The sequence below is a fragment of the Candidatus Binatia bacterium genome, from assembly GCA_029243485.1.
Classification (GTDB): Bacteria; Desulfobacterota; Binatia; order UBA12015; family UBA12015; genus VGTG01.
Genome location: JAQWRY010000056.1, coordinates 29886 through 46772, shown reverse-complemented (window position 1 = coordinate 46772; position 16887 = coordinate 29886). Strand labels below are relative to the sequence as shown.

The window sequence follows — 16887 nt, the reverse complement described above, 5'->3', positions numbered from 1 at the left end:
GCGGTGGAACCCAACGCTACCGGCGAGCCGGAGCGGGCGTCAACCGAGAAATCCCAGACGGCTTGCCTCAATCACGAGCACCCGGCCGAAATCAGCAGAAGCTCCCGTCCCCGAGACCGCGTCTCCGAGCCTTTCCGCCAATTGCGAGCGACAACCGCTTGGGGATGGCTCCGATTGAGGTATGAACGCGAAGTGAACCCGGTTCACGGCCAAGCAACCCCTCGCGCACGGGACCCACAGGAAACGAGCTACGTATGGGCGCCGGCGGGCCACCCGTCCGCCGCCGCGAACACACTCTTCGCCGTGCTCGGCGCCGTCGGAATCCTCGTGGCCAGCGCCTTTGCTTCGGCCGAAGACCTCCCCGCGCGAATTGCCGTCGGGCTCGTCGCCCTTCTCGCCGTCGTTCACCCGGCCTGGTTTGCATGCCTGCTCATCGTGTCACTACCGCTCTTCGGCACCGGGCCCGGCGGCCCTCGCCTCCCCTTCCTGGACGCGGCCTTGTTCTCCGGACTCGGGGCGTGGTCCCTCAGCCGCGCGATCCGTCGCACGCCGCTGCCGTCCGCCGGGCTGGTCGGACCTGCCGCCGCATTGTTCCTCGCGCTCTCGCTCGCGTCGCTCCTGCCCACTCGGTATCACCCGCCGGTCGGCAACCTCGCCGACCTGGCCCTCGTCACGCGCTTTTTACTGCTCGCCAACGAGTACGTCTCGGCCTATCCCCTGACCAAAGCGCTTCACCTCTTGAGTGCGACGGGGGCCTTCCTGCTGGCGCTCTGCGTCTTCCAAGGGAAGGCGGGGGCACAGCGCTTCGCGCGCGTGAGCGCCGTACTGATACTCCTCACGGCCGGTGCCGGTATTGCGGAGCGGCTCGGATGGATCTCACTTGCCGCGTTCCGGCCGATCAGCCCGCTGTACGCCGAACGGATGCACTCTTTCTTCGACCACCCGTCGTGGATGGCGGAACTGTTGCTCACCGCCTTGCCGTGGCCGGTCCTCCTCCTGCGCACCGAGCGTGCCGGGGACCGCGCTCTGGGGACCACGGCGTTGTTCCTCGGCCTGGTTGCGATCCTGTTCACGCTGCAGCGAGCGGCGTGGATCACCGCCGCGCTTGCTGCGCTCGCGCTCGCCAGCTTCGAGGTTCGCCGGAGGCCCAAGATGGTCGCCGCCGCAGGGCTCACCGTCGCGCTCCTGATCGGCAGCGTGCTCGCGGTGAGCCCGCCCGCGCGGACACGAGCCGGCCTTCTCCTGTCCGACCTTTCGAATCGATCGAACTACTGGACGCCAACGATGGCGATGGCACGAGAACGTCTGATCCTTGGACAGGGCCTCGGCACGTACAGCTGGCTGTACCCCGACTACGTCGTACGCGACGCGCCGGGGTACATGAGCATGCACGGGTCGGCGCACAACACCTACCTCATGATCCTCGCCGAGCGCGGCTCTCTCGGGCTCGCTGCCTACTTCCTCCTCCTGGGTGCCGCCGCGATGGCGGCGTCGAGGAAACCCCGGGTCGGATTTCCGTTTATTCTCGTCGTCTCGGTGATAGGGCTCGTCCAGTACGTCTTCTACGTTCGAGTTGTGGAGCTCTACGTGTGGTGCGGGCTCGGTGTCCTCGCGTCGGTGCCGGCTGCCGCCGGCGCAAAGCGGGAGCGCCACGGCGCATTGCTCCTGTTCGCGGCGACGGTGGGCGTGCTGGCAGCGATGGTGCGTCTCGCAGGTCCGCCATTTCCTCCCACGCCGAACGACCGGGAGTTCGGGATGCACTATCTCGAGGAAGGCGGCGGGACCGCGTGGCGGTGGTGCTACGACGCCTGCGGCGTCGAGCTCTCGGGCGCGGGCGGCATCCTGAAGTTCGATCTCGCCGACGTGCCCCTCGGGTTCGACCTGGAGCGCCCGCTGACGATCGACTGGCGCATCGACGACACCACTGTGCGCGAGCCGCTGGTCGTAAACCCCGACGTCACGAGCTTCGCGTTCCCGCTCGAGCCTACTGAGAACGGAGAGAACCGCCGCGTGGTACTTCGTCCCAGACGCGCCATCCGCCCGTTCTTGCACCGCCCCACGCAGCGCGACCCGCGACTGCTCAGCATGCGGGTGTCGGGGATGCAGCTGGCTCCGATCCGGGGCGGCGAGTTCTTCGGCTTCGACCGGCCAGAAAGCGATGGCATGACCTGGTTTCGCTCGACCCTCGGCCGCGAGGGCATCGTGACCCTGGGCCATGGCCTAGGGTCCGTTCCTCTCCGGCTGAGGACCTTCGCCCCGAACGTTGCTTCCGACCCGCTCGAGGTCCGCATCGGCTCCGCTGGGATCTACGTACTCCTCGAGTTGCCCGACCACGAGTGGCACGAAATCTCCGTCCCCCGGCACCCGACAGAGGGCAAGATACTTCGGTTCGAAGCAAACCGGACGTGGCTACCCGCCGAAACCGGAAACAGCGACGATCCGCGCGAGTTAGCCTTCAGTGTCGCGCAGTGGTGGGACTAGCGCACGAGGGACAGGCGTCGCAGAAATTCTCGGGTCGCTTCGGCCGCATTCCCCGACGCCAGCCGTTAGTACGCGAAGAACTGGGCAGGGAACCCGGGCAGACCGAGCGGACCGCCCCGACCCGATGCCGCCCATGCCCGCGTCAGATCCCGAGATTACTGAGCGTATTGATCAATCGGCCGACCGTCGCGTAGAGGGTCGGGTGGGACGTCTCAAACTCGCTTGTTGCAGCCTCGAGACTCTCGATCAACGACTCGCGAGAGGGGGCCGTGTCGGCTCCCTCTCGCTCGAGGAGCACTTGAATGTCGTTCAGGAGTACCCCGAGCTGCTTGCGCGCATCATCGTCGATCGACGACGAAGACTCGAGTTCCTCGTGTAGCGAGCGAATATGGTCTTGGAGCTCCGAATCAGACGCCATGGCGATATGATGAGCGAGGAGCCGGGCCCGGGCAAGAGTGCGCGCGCTGACGACCTCAGTTCCCGAATCGTTCCTGCACGTGGCGTCTCCGGACCGCGATCTCGGCGGCACGCTGCTCGGGCGCGATCGTGGGCTCGTCGTCGGGCAGGTGATCCCGGACCTGGTCGAACGAAACCTTGGTGGCGGTCGGCTCCTCCCCGTCGGGAATGACCGCCGGCTGCATCCCGTCGAACCGCATGAAAATGACCCCGCGCTGGAAGCCCTCGGTGTCGAGCCAGTTTGCAACACCGGGATCCTGGCGAGCGATCACATGATAGTACGCGCCGTCAGAGCTCAGCCGCGCTTGATCGGCTGTCAGGCTGGTCTGGCGATCCGCATAGTCGAGAGATTCCCACCAGTGATGCCCCAGCTGGATCGCCTGGTAGACGGCGTTGCTCGGGTAGCTCTTGATGATCAGCGCTTCGCCCTCTTCCAGGTCGAAATGGCCTCCGACCATCAAGCGGCCCGGCAGGCCCCCCATCGCACCGGTGTCCTGGGCCGGGGTCAGCCAGTTCGCAGGAGCGAGGGCGATCCGCGTGCGGCTGAACTCTGGCCAGTGTCGCACGCGGGTCGCGAAGTCGTCAGCGACCGCATCGAGACGCGCCGCCATGATTTCCGCGTTCATCTCCGGCGCGACGACGAGCGGCTTCCCCATCCGATCGATGTGGACCTCACCCGGCCGCTCGTTCTCCCAGTCCGAGTGGATCTGGCGAACGAGAAGTTTGAGCGGCACGGATTCGCTCCGCAGCCAGTTGCCCGCGTGCTCGTCCGGGCTCACGACCACCTCGAAACGCCCATCCTCGTCGACGACGAGCTCGTTCGTCGAGAGCGTGGCGAGAGTCCGGCCCTGCACGACATCCTCGTAGAGGACGAAATCCAGACGACGACTGCTGCCCCGCGTCCCCCACACCCGATACTCCGAACCCCCGTCCAACGCCGCCGCTAGGTAGCGCTGGTCCGAGTTGTCCATCCCCGACTTCGTCCGCGGGCGAATGATGCGGAAGTAGGGAAAGTGCGGATCCATGAGACCCCGCTCCTCCAAGGAAGAGATCAGGATCCGCATGATGTGGCGATACGCTTCTGCCTGCTCCCGCTCGGTCCCGTACCACTTGTGGCCTTCTACGAAGTCGCCGGCATCTGCCAGCGTCTGGACGAACTGGTCGTAGCTGGCCTGCAGATTTCGGCTCTTCTCCACCGGCGGTGCCACGACCGAACCGGTGAGAACGAACACGGCGCCGAGCGTCAGCGCCACCCCGGCCACGAAGGCCAACGCGATCTTCATCGTTTACTCCGCTATCCCGCACCGGAGGCGATCGCGGCCTGACGACGCACGCCCAATTGGTGCATTTGGTTCACAAGGGCCTCAAAGTGGATCAAGAGCGCCAGCAGCGCAGCTTGCTCCGCCCGGCTCAGGTGCTCGGCGTCATCGAGGTGCGCCTCACGCATCTCTGCGATCAGGGGCCCCTTGTCGCTCGTCACGGCTTCGAAAATCAGACGATCCTTCTCGTTCGAACCGTCGAAGCAATCAATTGTGGTATGGAGCATGAAGTCGACGGACTCTACGAGCGTGTTGCGAAGCATCGCAAAAGTCGGGGACGACGACTCCGCAGAGAGGGCCAACCGCGCCACCCCGAAGGTCGACTCCTCGAGTTGCCCGAGTAGATGCTGCATCTCGATGGCCCGAACGAACCGGCCCGGGGCTTCAATCCGAAACTCGAACGCGTGCTGAAAGAACTCCTTAACGATCTCATGGGATTGCAGATAGCTCTCGTGCAGAACGTCCAGGTCGGCGCGCGGCCCTGTCCGGCCGGGAAGCCGCACCTTCTGCAGGAAGACCGGCATACGGGCTAGAAGCCGTGCCGTTTCGCGCTCGAGAAGCTCGACCACCGCCTCGGGTTCCTCGTCACGGAACTGGTTCGTGAATTGCGGACAAAACACTTCATCGTCCGCGTTGCGTTCGAGCCTGAGCGCCAGCCACGCGCGGAGCGGCCGTGAGAGCACTGCCCTAACGCTAGCACAGGCCGGGGCCCCGGAGCACGAGCAGCGGCCGGTTGGTGTGAGGGGCGCCCGTACTCGCCTGGCGCCCCCACTCGTTAACGCGAGCAGGAACCGTCCGGCTGGCACCTGTCCCCGGTCGGACACCGCGCTAAGCGCGGGCCTTCGTCGACTCGCTTGCCTACAACACCGAACCCGGAGGCGCGTCCGCGCGCACATTGCGCGGCGTACTGCGGAGGCCGCAGGCCCACTGCCTCGAAGCCGCGCTCTCTGGGGCGACCATCCTCGAAGCGCACGGCTTTCCGCCGCTCCTGCTCGACCTGCGCTCGAAGGACCAGCTCGACCAAGTCCTCTTCTTGTTCGAGCGCGACGGCCGCTTCGGAACCGTCGCACGCTCCCGCGACCCGGGGCTACACGGCCGACGAACGGTCTTTCGCACACTCAAATCCCTCGTACGAAGCTATATGCCACCGTTCATCGACCGCACCGGACGCATCACCGGCTACGCCACCTACGACCTGCGGCGGCTCGATCGGTGCGATTGGCGCCTGTCGACCCGCAACGTCTGGGCGGTGCAGCGGGCACTGATCGCAAATCGGGGGAAACGGCTCGGCATGTCCGACGACAAGTACCGCCGCTGGCACCGTCGCTCCGTTCGCTTTGGCGAGGAGAATCCGGACGAGAAGCCAATGTACTACCCAGGTCGCGACCGCGGGATGCCTGCCGGCCCGACCGCCGCGCGCAAACGTTAGCGGGCGCCGGGCTCGCGGTTCCGTCCCCGTACGCAAACCCGTGCGCCCACAGGACCGAGGCTAGCGCAGGGAAAGCCTGCGCAAGCGAGAGAAGCACCCAGAGGACGAGCATGCCGAGTTCGGTGGGCATCGCTGGACCCTGCCCGCCCAAAAGTCAACGACGTTCGTACGGTCGAAGCCACCAGCGCCACGCGTATCGCCCACCCCCCGCACGATACCGCGCAAGCGCATCCGGCCCACACGCGCCGGTCCCCAAGCCCCGCAGGAAGGCATCGACGTGAACGAAGACGGGCTCCCTGGCGTGCAATTCCGCAGTATGACGCGCGGCGGTCAGATCGTCCGCGGTGAAGTGCGACGCGGAGAACGAAAACGGCTTCTCCGCGCCGACCAGAACGCCCGCACCATCCCCCGTCGACAGAGAGAACCAGCGGGTGTCGAAGTGGCTGCCGTGCTCCTGCGGCACCACGTACGGGACGTACGTATCGGCAACCTGCATCGACCACCGACCGAACGGAGCACTGACGTAGCGATCGCTGTAGGTCTCCTGTGGACCGCGCCCGAGCCACTCCAGACTCGTGGCCGCGGCCGACGCGACGAAGCGAACGCCGACGCGGGGCAGATCCTCCAACGCGGCCGGGATCTTCACCTGTTCGTCGAAGCGCGCGGTCCCGTCCCCGACGACCGTGATCGTCTGCCTATGCTCTACAGTCCACTCTCCGTTACCCGTCACGTGACGGTCGATCACCATGCGAGCCGAGCCGTCGCGCAGCCGACGGGTCCGCACGTCGTCGAGCGTCGTCCGCAGAGCGTCGAGCCCCCAGGCGAGCCAGCGCTGTCGCACGCCGGCGACCTCGCTCATCCAGCCCTGCTTCACACCGTCGTTGTCGGTCGGCGCGCGCCACAGCGACAAGTTCGCGCCCTGCGTCACCAGAGCCTGTCCATCGAGTGCGACCCAGAGTTCCCCGGTCCCGTCGTTGACGTGGAACGACGCGGGCCCGACCTGAACCTCACTGCCGTCTTCCGCGGCACGAATCGACACCGCCCGGCTTCGGGCCTTCCTGACTGCACCCTTACGCGCCGAAGGAAGATCCACCTGTGCCCAGGCGACCTGAAAACCACGCCGCGCCCACAGCGACTTGCGACGTGTGAGGAATCGAACCGTGAGTCGGCCCTCCGCACCCCGAGGAATCGTGCGGCGACGGATGGGCAGGCGGACCTTCGCCCGGCGCCCTGCCGGGACGGCCGGGAGGTCGAAGCTGCCTTGCTGGACCACCTCGCCTTCCACGCTCACCTCGAAGGTCGCCTCGAGGTCTGCGAGCGACTCGAAGTCGCGCCGATTCTCGACGGAGAGGACACCCCGTGCCGGTTCGACTGCGTGAACCGCCACGGGCTCGCCGATCTTTTTGAGCTCCCACAGCGCCGGATGCGGCACGCGGTCGGGACCGATCAGTCCGTTGATGCAGAAGTTCGCATCGTTGGGCTCATCGCCGAACGAACCGCCGAAGCCGAAGTACTCTACGCCTTCTTCCGTGCGGGTCCGGAGCCCCTGATCGATCCAATCCCACACGAAGCCCCCTTGGAGCCCAGGATGCGCATCGATCGCAGTCCAGTAATCGGCGAGACTCCCGTTGCTGTTCCCCATCGCGTGCGAGTACTCGCAGAGGATCAGGGGACGGTCCTCGTTCGTCGTCTCGGCCCAACGGACGACATCGTCGATCGAAGCGTACATTGGGCAGATCACGTCGGTCTCGAGGCGGCTCACCCGTTCGGGATTTTCGAGCCAGTCGTGCATCACGCCGCCGCCTTCGTACTGAAGGATCCGAGAAGGGTCGCGCTTACGGATCCAGCCGGCGGCCGCGGCATGCCCCGCGCCATAGCCAGACTCGTTCCCGAGGGACCACCCGATCACGCACGCGTGATTCTCGTCCCGCAGCACCATGCGCCGACAACGGTCGAGGATCGCCGGGTGATAGCGCGAGTCGTCACAGAGGCTTTTCTGCCGTGCGTGGCTCTCGATGTTGGCCTCGTCGATGACGTACAGACCATATTCGTCGCACAGATCCAGGAAGTACGGGTCGTTCGGATAGTGCGCGGTCCGAACCGCGTTCACGTTGAACTGCTTCATCAGCTCGACGTCGCGGCGCATCCCTTCACGCGTGACCGCCTTGCCGTGGTCCGCGTCGTGATCGTGGCGGTTCACACCGCGGATCGGCACCGCCTTCCCGTTCACGAGAAGCTCCCGGCCGCGGACCTCGACCGATCGGAACCCGATTCGCTGGGCCGCGACCTCTTTCACCTTCCCCGCGGGACTGATGAGCGAGACGAGCACACGGTACAGCGTCGGCCGCTCCGCGGACCAGGGCTCGACGGACGGGAGCTCGAGCCGCAATTTCGCATTCACTCCGGTGAACGACATGCCCTCGAGCAACTCGTCCAGCGGAGTTCCCCGCCGGAACACCGACACGTCACCGTGGGCCGTGCCGAGACACTTGCCCTTCCCGTTCTCGACCTTGATGTCGACCGACCACCCCGGCTCCGGCACCGACGAGAAGCCCACGTCGGTCACGACGTCCAGGATGCCAGCATCTGCTTCCAAGCCACCCGTCAGCTTCGCGTCCGCGATCCACGTGGCGTCCGTCGAGTAGAGATGAACGCTCCGATGGAGACCGGCCATCCACCAATGGTCCTGGTCCTCGATCCAACTCCCGTCCGACCATCGCACGACCATGGCGGCCAGCGTGTTCGGCCCGGCCGCGAGGTGCGGCGTGAGGTCGAACTCCGCGGGCAGCCTGGAGTCTTTGTGGAACCCGACGAACCCTCCGTTCAGCCAAACGGCGAGCGCACTCTCCGCACCACCGACGTGGAGAACCGTACGTCGCCGACGCCAGGCCGCCGGGACACGAAACGTCGTGCGGTACAGCCCGGTCGGGTTCTCCGCCGGCACGAACGGCGGCTCCCCCGAGAACGGCATGATCACGTTGGTGTAGTGGGGACGATCGAATCCCTGCCGGGTCCAGTTCCCCGGGACCGCCACCTTAGACCAGGCAGTGTCCGAGAACTCCGGCGACGCGAATCCCTTCGGCGCGCGCTCCGGCCGATCCACCAACCGGAAACGCCAGTCTCCGTCGAGCGATCGCCACCAAGGAGACGATTCCGACCGCCCGCTGCGAGCCAGCTTCTCGGTCGGGAACGGCACCAGAGGACTGCGCGCCGGCAACCGGCCAACGGCCGGACACTCCGGCTGTTCCCAGAACCTCGGCAGAGCGATCTGGTCCAGGGCATGCGCTCTCGACATGGCCGGGACGCTATTCGCGCAACGGACCCGGCTCAAGGGGATCGCCGCATTGAAGACGCGGCTCCTCTCCAGCAGAGTCCACCGGTGAATGGCGTTCTCCGGAGTCCCGCCCTGGCCCTTGCCCTGCTCGGCCTCGGGGCCTCCGCCCCGCGAGAGAAAGGAACGCGACCGAACATCATCGTTCTCCTCGCAGACGATCTCGGCTGGCGCGACGTCGGGTACCACGACAGCGAGATCCGCACGCCCAACATCGATCGCATCGCGCGCGAGGGCATCGAGCTCGACCGGTTCTACGTCCAGCCCAGCTGTAGCCCGACGCGCGCCGGCCTCATGACCGGGAAGTCTCTGTTGCGCCTAGGTGTCGGTCGCCCCATCTCGAAGAACGAAGAGACGGGCCTCCCTCCCGACGAGAAGATCCTGCCGCAGTACCTTGCCGAGCAGGGGTACGAGACCGCAATGGTCGGCAAGTGGCATCTTGGCCACTACACCCCCGACCTCTTCCCGCATGAGCGCGGCTTCGAGCACTTCTAAGGACACGTGACGGGCGGCATCGGCTACTGGGATCACAACCACGGCGGCGGCCACGACTGGCAGCGGAACGGTCCGCGAGGAGGGCTACTCGACCACACTAATCGCGGACGAGGCGATCGGGCTTCTAAAGAATCGCGACCGGACGCGGTCACTCTTCCTCTACGTCGCGTTCAACGCACCGTACACCCCGAACGAAGCTCCGCCCGAGGCGCTGGCGCGCTACGCCGCTGTCGCGGAAGGCCGTCGCACCCATTGCCGCGATGGACCGAGCGATCGGCCGTGTCCTGGATACCGTCGCGCAAGAGGGGATGGCCAACGGCGGCCTCGACGGCGAGAGTGACAACCGACCTCTCCCAGGCGGCAAAATGAGCGTGGCGGAAGGCGGCGTCCGCGTACCGGCCGCGGTGTGGTGGCCCGGGCGGCGTGCCCGGCGCGAGCGGCAGGCTGTCTGCGCCGGGGACTATCGTCGAACTGGGGCTCTAGCTGGGCCTGGCTAGAGGCCTCGCCCAGCCTCACCACTCAACGGGCAGCTCTTCCAAACCATCCAGCAGCGCACTCGGCATTTCCACCGGTGCCGCTCCCGCTGCCAGTCGCAAATCCGGCAGCCGCTCGAGAACACGACTAAGCACTGCGCGGATCTCCAGTCGGGCGAGGTTGGCGCCGAGGCAATAGTGCGTACCGAACCCGAACGAGAGGAAATCGTTCGGCGTGCGATCGACCCGGAAGGAGTGCGCATCCTCGAAGACGTCCTCGTCCTGATTCGCGGATGCGTACACCATCACGACGGACTGCCCTTTCTCGATCCGCCGATCTCCGAGCGTCGTATCGCGCATTGCGACGCGACGCATCGCGCGCACGGGCGCGGTCCAGCGCAGGACCTCCCCCGCTGCGGTCTCCCACAACGCCGGGTTTTCGACCAGACGTTGACGCTCCGCCGGATGCTCGAACAGCGCGCGCATCCCCTGCGAGATACCGTTGCGCGTCGTCTCGTTCCCCGCGATGAGAAGGAAGATCGCGAAGTCGGTGATCTCATTGGCCTCGAGGCGGTCGGGATCACCGCCGAAGTCGATCGTGCCCTCCGCGTCGGCCTCGATGATCCGGCTGAGCAGATCGTCCCCAGGCGCCGCACGTCGCCTCTCCACCTCCGTCGCGAGATAGGCGTGGAACTCGCCCATGCACTCCGCCACCCGCGCCATGTCCTCGTCCGTCGCCTGCCCACTCGCAGCGACGACCGTCGCATCGGTCCACCGACGAAAGTCGTCCAGCCGCTCGTCCGCCACGCCGAGCATGTCCGCGATGATCCGCATCGGTACCGGCACCGCGAGCTCCGAGACAAAGTCACCGCTGCTCCGACCGGCGAGCGCGTCGATCGCGTCGTCGGCGAACTGCGAGGCTCGCTCGCCGAGCCGCGAAACCATCCGCGGCGTGAACGCCCGACTCACCACGCTGCGATGCCGCTTGTGCGGTTCACCATCCATCGCCTGCATCGAGAAATGAGCCTCGAACGCATGCCACGGCCCTCGGGGCTCGGACGAGAAGAGCTCCGGATCGCGGGAGACGTCGCGAACGTCCGCGTGCCGCAGGATCAGCCACCACTCGTTGGGAACATCCCAGTGGACGGGGTCGTCGCGGCGAAGCTGGGCCAGAGCCGCGTCGCGCGCGGCACGCTCGTGAAACGGGGCTAGTACGTCGTAGATCTGAGCCATGGGTTCTCCGAAGTCTTTCTCATAGGGACCGAGCCGAGTACACCGACCCGACGCCGCCCGCCTCGGCACAGAGGCGCCCGGCTACCCGCGGGGCCGCGCCCAGTCCGTCCCACAAAACTCGCGCACGACCTGCGTGGCGTACGCACCTGCCGGGAGCGAGAATTCGAGGACGAGCGAACCGTCGGACGCATTCGCTTCGAGATCCTCCGGCTGAACGAGCAAATCGCGACGAGTGCCGGGCGCGTGCTTTCCGAGTGCCGCCCTCGACTCCTCGGTGAGGCCCACGTCCGCGAGAATGCGCTCCTCGAGCGCGAGCGCCGCCGCTCCGGCCGGCCGCGCCTTCGGGCCTGGCAGCGGACCCGTGCGGTGGATCTCCCCGTCTTTCAAACGCAGGAGTTCCGCCGCCACGTCTTCCACGACGAACCCACTCGCCGAGCCCTCCAACCGAACGACTTCTCCCTCGAGAAGCGCAGTCGGATCGGCGAGGCGCGCAGCGGTGTAGCGATTGAAGACCTCCGCCTGCAGAACGCTCGGGAGAAGCTTGTTCGCGAACCGCCCACGCTTCCCACTCCGCTCGCCACCGTTCAGCCAGGCCCACGCTTCGCTCAGGTTCCGCCCGCCGCGCCCGAAGCGTTGGGAACCGAAGTAGTTCGGCAGCCCGCTCCGCCGAAGCTCGTCGGCCATCTCGCGAACGCGCTCCTCGCCTCCGCTCGGCACGTCGACGACCGCGATGCGGAACCGGTTCCCGGTGAGATGTCCGGTACGAAGCTTGTTCTTGTGGCGGGTGACCTCGAGAATCCGCACGCCGTCTCCGAGGTTCCACGCCTCGGCGTTCTCGTCTTTGCAGCAGACCGAGAACCATTGCCGCGTGATCGCGTTCCGGTCCTTCATTCCCGCGTAGCCGACATCCCGCTCGCGCAGCCCGGCGGCGCGGGCAACGCGCTGGGCGACCTCGGCCGTGTTGAGGCCGACCTTCTCCACCTTCAAGAAGAGGTGCTCTCCTTCCCCGGAGAGCGGGTACGCCGGGATCTCGTCGACACGGAAATCCGACGGCGCCGGCCCGATCCGGCCACCGCATGGGTCGTCCGCGAGGAATCGCGGCGGTACGAACGGGGCGCCCGAAACGGTACCGCCCGTGGGGCCTGAGCCGCTCGGAGTCATTCGGTGCCGGTATAGCGAATCGGCCTCTCGCTCTATAGTTCAGGCTTCACGGGGCCCGAATCGGCCAGCGACAGCGGGAGTACGAGCGACCACGCGCGGGGTTCCAGGCCGAGGCGGGTAGTCGGCTGCAAGGGCATGCCGATAGGACGCCGCAGCGAGACGGAACGTTGAGCGTCACCGCGCGAAAGACGAAGTAACCCGTCGCTCGTCGGGCGCTCTTCCGGATCTCGGTCGCGGGCCTGGGAGCTTCTTGGCGGACTCCAGATCGTGGCCCCTAGTGGTGCCGGGCGACGCTCTCGCGGAGCTACTGAAGTCTGTCGCGATGCGCGGAGAGGTACAACGCGGTGCCAATCGATCCGCCCAGGGCGAAGACCAGATAGACGATGATCCCGATGATCGGCCGGTCCGGTGGTGGGCGAAGGTACCAGAACAGTACGAGATTGGTCGGGACGTAGAACGCGTACGCGGCGGACAGAGGCAGCACCCAGCGCTTCATCGTCCAGATGCCGCGGGCATAGGCGAAGAGAATCCCCGCGAACAAGAGCCCGAAAATCAGGTTCGAAACCAGCGTCTCGAAGCGATACCCAAAGAGAACGAACCCGTTCGTCTCGGGCGAGTTCAGACTCTGGAGGAACTTCGTGGCGTTCGAGACCGCAAGAACACTGAACAGTACGGCCATCGTCGTCAGAAACGGGCCCCGCTTGGGATCGGTCATAGATGCTCTCCTCCAGCCGGCAGAGTGCCAACCCACTCGGCTATTTCCTTCCAAAGGCGTTCGGCAGCCACCTCGTCCTCCACGTCCGGTCCCGCCTCACCGGCGCGACAATCCAGATAGCAGCGACCGCCTACTGCGCCGGGGGCCGTCGCGCAATGGGTCTGCGTTTGGGCGCCCTCCTCCGCCGTCGCCATGAACAGGCTCTCCAACGGGGCTCCGGCCTTGCGCAACCAGCCGACGATTCTACTGCCCTCCAAGCCCTTGTCCGCGATGTTGGTGCGCGCACCGCTGACGCCGCCGGGATGCTGGCAGTAGCTCTGCAGGTGGTTCGGCCCGGCGAACCGGCGTTGCGCCTCGTACGTGAAGTGGACGAGCGCCAGCTTCGGCTCTTTCCACTTCGACATCAGGTCCAGGTGGATCCCGCCGTTGTTGACGAGGACGTCGAGCCGCCGGCCGCGGTCTTGCTCGTACCACTGGGCAAAGGCGAGGACGGACCCGGCATGCGACAGGTCCAGGTCATGTGCACCGATGGGAGCGTCGCTGCCTTCGCGGCGACGTTCCGCGCGTAGGGCTTCCGCGGCCTGCGAGGACCTTCGACGAGCCGTCACGACAACTTCCGCCCCCATTGGGCCAGCGCCTTCGCGGTCTCAAGGCCGAGCGAGCCGGGAGCGCAGCCGGTCACGACCGCGTGCCGGCCCGTCAGCGAGACAGGTTCCGCGAAGCGGGTCGTGAAAAACGGCTCGTCGGGCGTCACCAACAGGGAGCGGAGAGCCGTCCAATAGCCCTTCCACCCGATCGGCCTGGGCGACCCGGCGGCGGGAACCTCGGCTTCAGACGGCACACCGACGGCGACGGCCACCAAGAAAAAGAGGGCGAAGAGCTTCATTCCCCTGCCCGTTCGCACGAAAGCCCAGGCGCACGCTAGGCTTCGCCCGATGCCGAACGATTTCCGCGTCCCGCTCTGGCTCCTGAAGCTCGGCGTTGTGGTGAACCTCTATCTGATCGCGGGCACGCTCGAGATCGCGACCCCCGACCTGCACGTCGTCGTCCCTGCACTCATCCTCATTTGCGTCTCCGTGTTTCGGTGCCTGTTCCCGAACCGCTACGTCGACAACGTCGTCTTCCACGACACCCCTCTCAGCTCGATCTTCCTCACCCGCGTGCTCGCCACATTCTCCGAGGTGGCCTACATCTACGAGTTCTCGCACGTGGTCCGGGTGCTCGACGTCGACCACACCGGCTGGGTCACGGCGCTCTCGTGGCTCATGGTCGCGCAGGTCGTCGTCTCCCAGGGATTCGTATGGGGCGCGATCCTCACACGAAGACTCGATCTCTACTTCTATGAGGAACTCGGCTGGTTCGTCATCTTCGTCGCGAACACGGTCGCCAGCGCGTTTCTGTATTCGGGCCTCGCCCCGACCGATGGCGGCGTCGGCCTTCTCCAGCTGAACCTCGCATTCGGGCTCATCTACCTCCCCTGGCAGACACTTCACTTGCGATCGTTGCGGGCCGAAGCCGCGGATGACGCCGAACAACCCGACTCCGTTGCCGGCGTGCCGTGGCAAGAGGGCTTGCGAGACGCAATCTCGCAGCGGAACCGTCGCATCGACGCCGCGTCGTGGGGCGGAGCCATCGGTCTCACCTGGATGGTCGCGTATTGGGCGAGTCTGATTCCGCTGTGGGTTCACCACGTGGCCGTGGTCGTGTCCGCGCGGTAGCCGAGCCGTGTCGGCCGGCGGGCAGAGCAAGCCCCCAACTCGCGACCGGACGGCGCAGCGGGACGGCGGCTCCAGATCAGACGGAGCCGCTTCTCCCGACACACAGTGCGACGACCTCGCACGCTGGTACGCTGCGCCATGCCCAGTGTTCCGATTCAGAGACGGTTGGACCTGCTCACCAAACGCGGCGAAACGCTCCGTCGGACTCCGCTCGGCAGATTTTGGAAGGAACCGATCCGCGCGAGGAGTGGGCGTGGACGCCCCCCTCACGAGCGCCCGCCCCTTACTTCGACTGCGGCTCGTCGCGAACGGTCGGGTCGTAGAACCCGAGCGAACCGTGCATCTGATACCCGACGAGCGCTTGCAGTTCGGCGGGAAGACGCATCGCAAGCTCCGGTGTCACGTCGAGGCATTGGTTCTCCTCCTGACGCAGCCAGCCGAGCGAGTACGTGAGGATGACCCCCTGTCGCCAAGTCGTCGAAGTGTTTGCCCCCGCGCCGTGGAGCGTCCCACCCAGCCAGAACAGCAGCGAACCGGCGGGCATCTCGGCGGCCACGACCTCGGAGGGAAAGTGCGTGCGATCCGCGCTCCAGCGGTGACTTCCCGGAACGAGTAGAGTCCCGCCGTTGTCCGCGCGAAAGTCGGAGATCGCCCACATCGAGGCGAGGATGAGATTCGGCCGCGGCAGAGGGAAGAAGGGAAAGGAGTCTTCCTCGCGGTGGAGCACCTGCCTGCGCGCGCCCGGTCCAACCTCGAGCCCGGCGGTCACGTGGATCTGGGATTGCCCGGCGCCCGCGCCGAGGTGGTGGTCGCGCATCGAGCGCGAGACCGGGTGGAGGATGAGGTCGCGAACCCCCTCGGAGCGCGCCACGAGTGCGGTCACTCGACGCGTATGTGCCGGGTAGAAGTCGTCGGGCTTGTCGGTCTTGGAGACGCCCGCGGCCGCCAGCAGCGGAGTCAACTCTGCGCGGACCGTCGCGAGCGCGGCCGCCGAGAGCACGTCCTTCACGACGAGGCACCCGGCTTCGTCGAGGTCGTTCGCGAGAGCTTCCGGAGCCTCGTGCACCGAGCGCACCGGGATGGAAAGTCGTGTGTCGTTTCGGTCGGGCGAGCGCGTCACGACGAGGCTAGCCAATCATTGATCGCGGCCGCGACCTCCGGCCCGTGATCGTCCTGGATGAAGTGACCGCCCTTCTCGAAGGTCTGGTGCGGTTGGCCGGCGGCGCCCGGGATCCGATCGATGAACGGCTGACCCAGATGCCCGAGCACCGGGTCGGCGGTGCCCCACAGAGTGAGGAACGGCTGGGTCCGCTTCTCGAGCTCCACCCATGCGGCCTTGTTTTCTTCCACCGACGCATGCCCCGGCGTGATGGGCACGAGGGTCGGAAACTCTCGCACACCGGCCATGTACGACTCATCGGGGAACGGCGCGTTGTAGGCAGCGATGTCGGCGTCGGACAGGGTTCGGTTCTGCGCCGTGTTGGCGATGAGCCTTCCGCAATCGAGAACTTCTGCGGTCTGCGACAGGTTCAACCAGAAGTCGAAACCCTCACCGGGGGACTCGCCGATGGGCAAGCCGGTGTTGCCCGCAACGATCCGTGCGAACCGCTCGGGGTCCTCACCGGCAATGCGCAATGTGATCAGGCCACCCCAATCCTGCGAGACCACGGTGAGGTTCTGAAGATTTAGAGGGTCGAGGAACGACCTCATCCATCCCACGTGCGCGTCGTAGGTGTAGACCGAGCGGTCGACCGGCTTGTCGGACCTGCCGAAGCCGATCAGGTCCGGCACGATCACGCGGTGCCCCGCTTTGACGAGCGGCGAGGTCATGAACCGATACAAGTAGCCCCAGGTCGGCTCGCCATGCGGTAGGAGAATCGTGTGCCCTGATTCAGCGCTCCCCTCGTCGAGGTACGCCATCCGCAGACCATCCACGTCGGCGTAGCGAGGCTCGTAGTCGAAGCCGACGACGACGTCGAAGCGTTCGGCCGGGGTGCGTAAGAACTCGATGCCGGCAGGGGTGCGCTGCGTACTCATGATCTCTCATCCTCGTCTCCGCTCATCGTAGCCGATCCA

At 66.4% G+C, this 16887-nt stretch carries 15 protein-coding genes; 4 read left to right on the top strand and 11 right to left on the bottom strand.

Going from position 1 to position 16887, the window contains the following annotated elements:
- Window positions 1-192 precede the first annotated feature (192 nt).
- Complete coding sequence (locus P8R42_15940) at window positions 193-2481, top strand: O-antigen ligase family protein (GenBank protein MDG2306105.1); 2289 nt, start codon at window positions 193-195, stop codon at window positions 2479-2481.
- A 142-nt stretch (window positions 2482-2623) separates the two neighbouring features.
- On the opposite strand, the gene P8R42_15935 is transcribed toward P8R42_15940, so the two are convergent.
- Genes P8R42_15935 through P8R42_15925 form a run of 3 tightly spaced genes read right to left on the bottom strand, consistent with a single transcriptional unit; the run spans window position 2624 to window position 4939 of the window.
- A complete protein-coding gene (locus P8R42_15935; protein MDG2306104.1) occupies window positions 2624-2899 on the bottom strand; it encodes a DUF4404 family protein in 276 nt (91 codons plus the stop codon).
- A gap of 55 nt (window positions 2900-2954) precedes the next feature.
- Entirely contained in the window at window positions 2955-4220 is a 1266-nt protein-coding gene (locus P8R42_15930; protein ID MDG2306103.1) for a hypothetical protein, read from the bottom strand.
- Window positions 4221-4231: 11 nt separating this feature from the next.
- Window positions 4232-4939, bottom strand: coding sequence for a hypothetical protein (locus tag P8R42_15925; protein ID MDG2306102.1), 708 nt, complete (start codon window positions 4937-4939; stop codon window positions 4232-4234).
- A gap of 212 nt (window positions 4940-5151) precedes the next feature.
- Between P8R42_15925 and P8R42_15920 the strand changes: the two genes are divergently transcribed.
- The gene (locus P8R42_15920; protein ID MDG2306101.1) at window positions 5152-5685 is read left to right on the top strand and encodes a hypothetical protein; all 534 of its coding nucleotides are present in this window, start codon (window positions 5152-5154) and stop codon (window positions 5683-5685) included.
- 154 nt (window positions 5686-5839) lie between these two features.
- On the opposite strand, the gene P8R42_15915 is transcribed toward P8R42_15920, so the two are convergent.
- Entirely contained in the window at window positions 5840-8980 is a 3141-nt protein-coding gene (locus tag P8R42_15915; protein ID MDG2306100.1) for a glycoside hydrolase family 2 TIM barrel-domain containing protein, read from the bottom strand.
- A gap of 84 nt (window positions 8981-9064) precedes the next feature.
- On the opposite strand from P8R42_15915, the gene P8R42_15910 reads away from it, so the two are divergent.
- On the top strand, window positions 9065-9511 hold the full coding sequence (locus P8R42_15910; protein MDG2306099.1) for a sulfatase-like hydrolase/transferase: 447 nt from the start codon (window positions 9065-9067) through the stop codon (window positions 9509-9511).
- 512 nt (window positions 9512-10023) lie between these two features.
- Here the strand turns inward: P8R42_15910 and P8R42_15905 are convergent.
- The 5 genes from P8R42_15905 to P8R42_15885 form a co-directional block, all read right to left on the bottom strand.
- Window positions 10024-11217 (bottom strand): cytochrome P450, encoded by a 1194-nt coding sequence (locus tag P8R42_15905; protein MDG2306098.1) that lies wholly within the window; start codon window positions 11215-11217, stop codon window positions 10024-10026.
- Between the two features lie 81 nt (window positions 11218-11298).
- Entirely contained in the window at window positions 11299-12378 is a 1080-nt protein-coding gene (locus P8R42_15900; GenBank protein ID MDG2306097.1) for a tRNA pseudouridine(13) synthase TruD, read from the bottom strand.
- Window positions 12379-12682: 304 nt separating this feature from the next.
- Window positions 12683-13093, bottom strand: coding sequence for a hypothetical protein (locus tag P8R42_15895; protein ID MDG2306096.1), 411 nt, complete (start codon window positions 13091-13093; stop codon window positions 12683-12685).
- Window positions 13090-13701: a hypothetical protein gene (locus P8R42_15890; GenBank protein ID MDG2306095.1), complete on the bottom strand. Its 612-nt coding sequence runs from the start codon at window positions 13699-13701 to the stop codon at window positions 13090-13092. Before P8R42_15890 ends, P8R42_15895 begins: the two co-directional genes overlap by 4 nt.
- Window positions 13698-13979: a hypothetical protein gene (locus P8R42_15885; GenBank protein ID MDG2306094.1), complete on the bottom strand. Its 282-nt coding sequence runs from the start codon at window positions 13977-13979 to the stop codon at window positions 13698-13700. The genes P8R42_15890 and P8R42_15885 overlap by 4 nt, the downstream gene beginning before the upstream one ends.
- 49 nt (window positions 13980-14028) lie before the next feature.
- Between P8R42_15885 and P8R42_15880 the strand changes: the two genes are divergently transcribed.
- Complete coding sequence (locus P8R42_15880) at window positions 14029-14811, top strand: hypothetical protein (protein ID MDG2306093.1); 783 nt, start codon at window positions 14029-14031, stop codon at window positions 14809-14811.
- Between the two features lie 283 nt (window positions 14812-15094).
- Here the strand turns inward: P8R42_15880 and P8R42_15875 are convergent, their stop codons facing one another.
- Both P8R42_15875 and P8R42_15870 read right to left on the bottom strand, forming a co-directional pair.
- Window positions 15095-15946, bottom strand: a complete 852-nt coding sequence (locus P8R42_15875) for a phytanoyl-CoA dioxygenase family protein (protein ID MDG2306092.1) — start codon at window positions 15944-15946, stop codon at window positions 15095-15097.
- Window positions 15928-16821, bottom strand: a complete 894-nt coding sequence (locus tag P8R42_15870; GenBank protein ID MDG2306091.1) for a haloalkane dehalogenase — start codon at window positions 16819-16821, stop codon at window positions 15928-15930. Before P8R42_15870 ends, P8R42_15875 begins: the two co-directional genes overlap by 19 nt.
- Window positions 16822-16887: the final 66 nt, after the last annotated feature.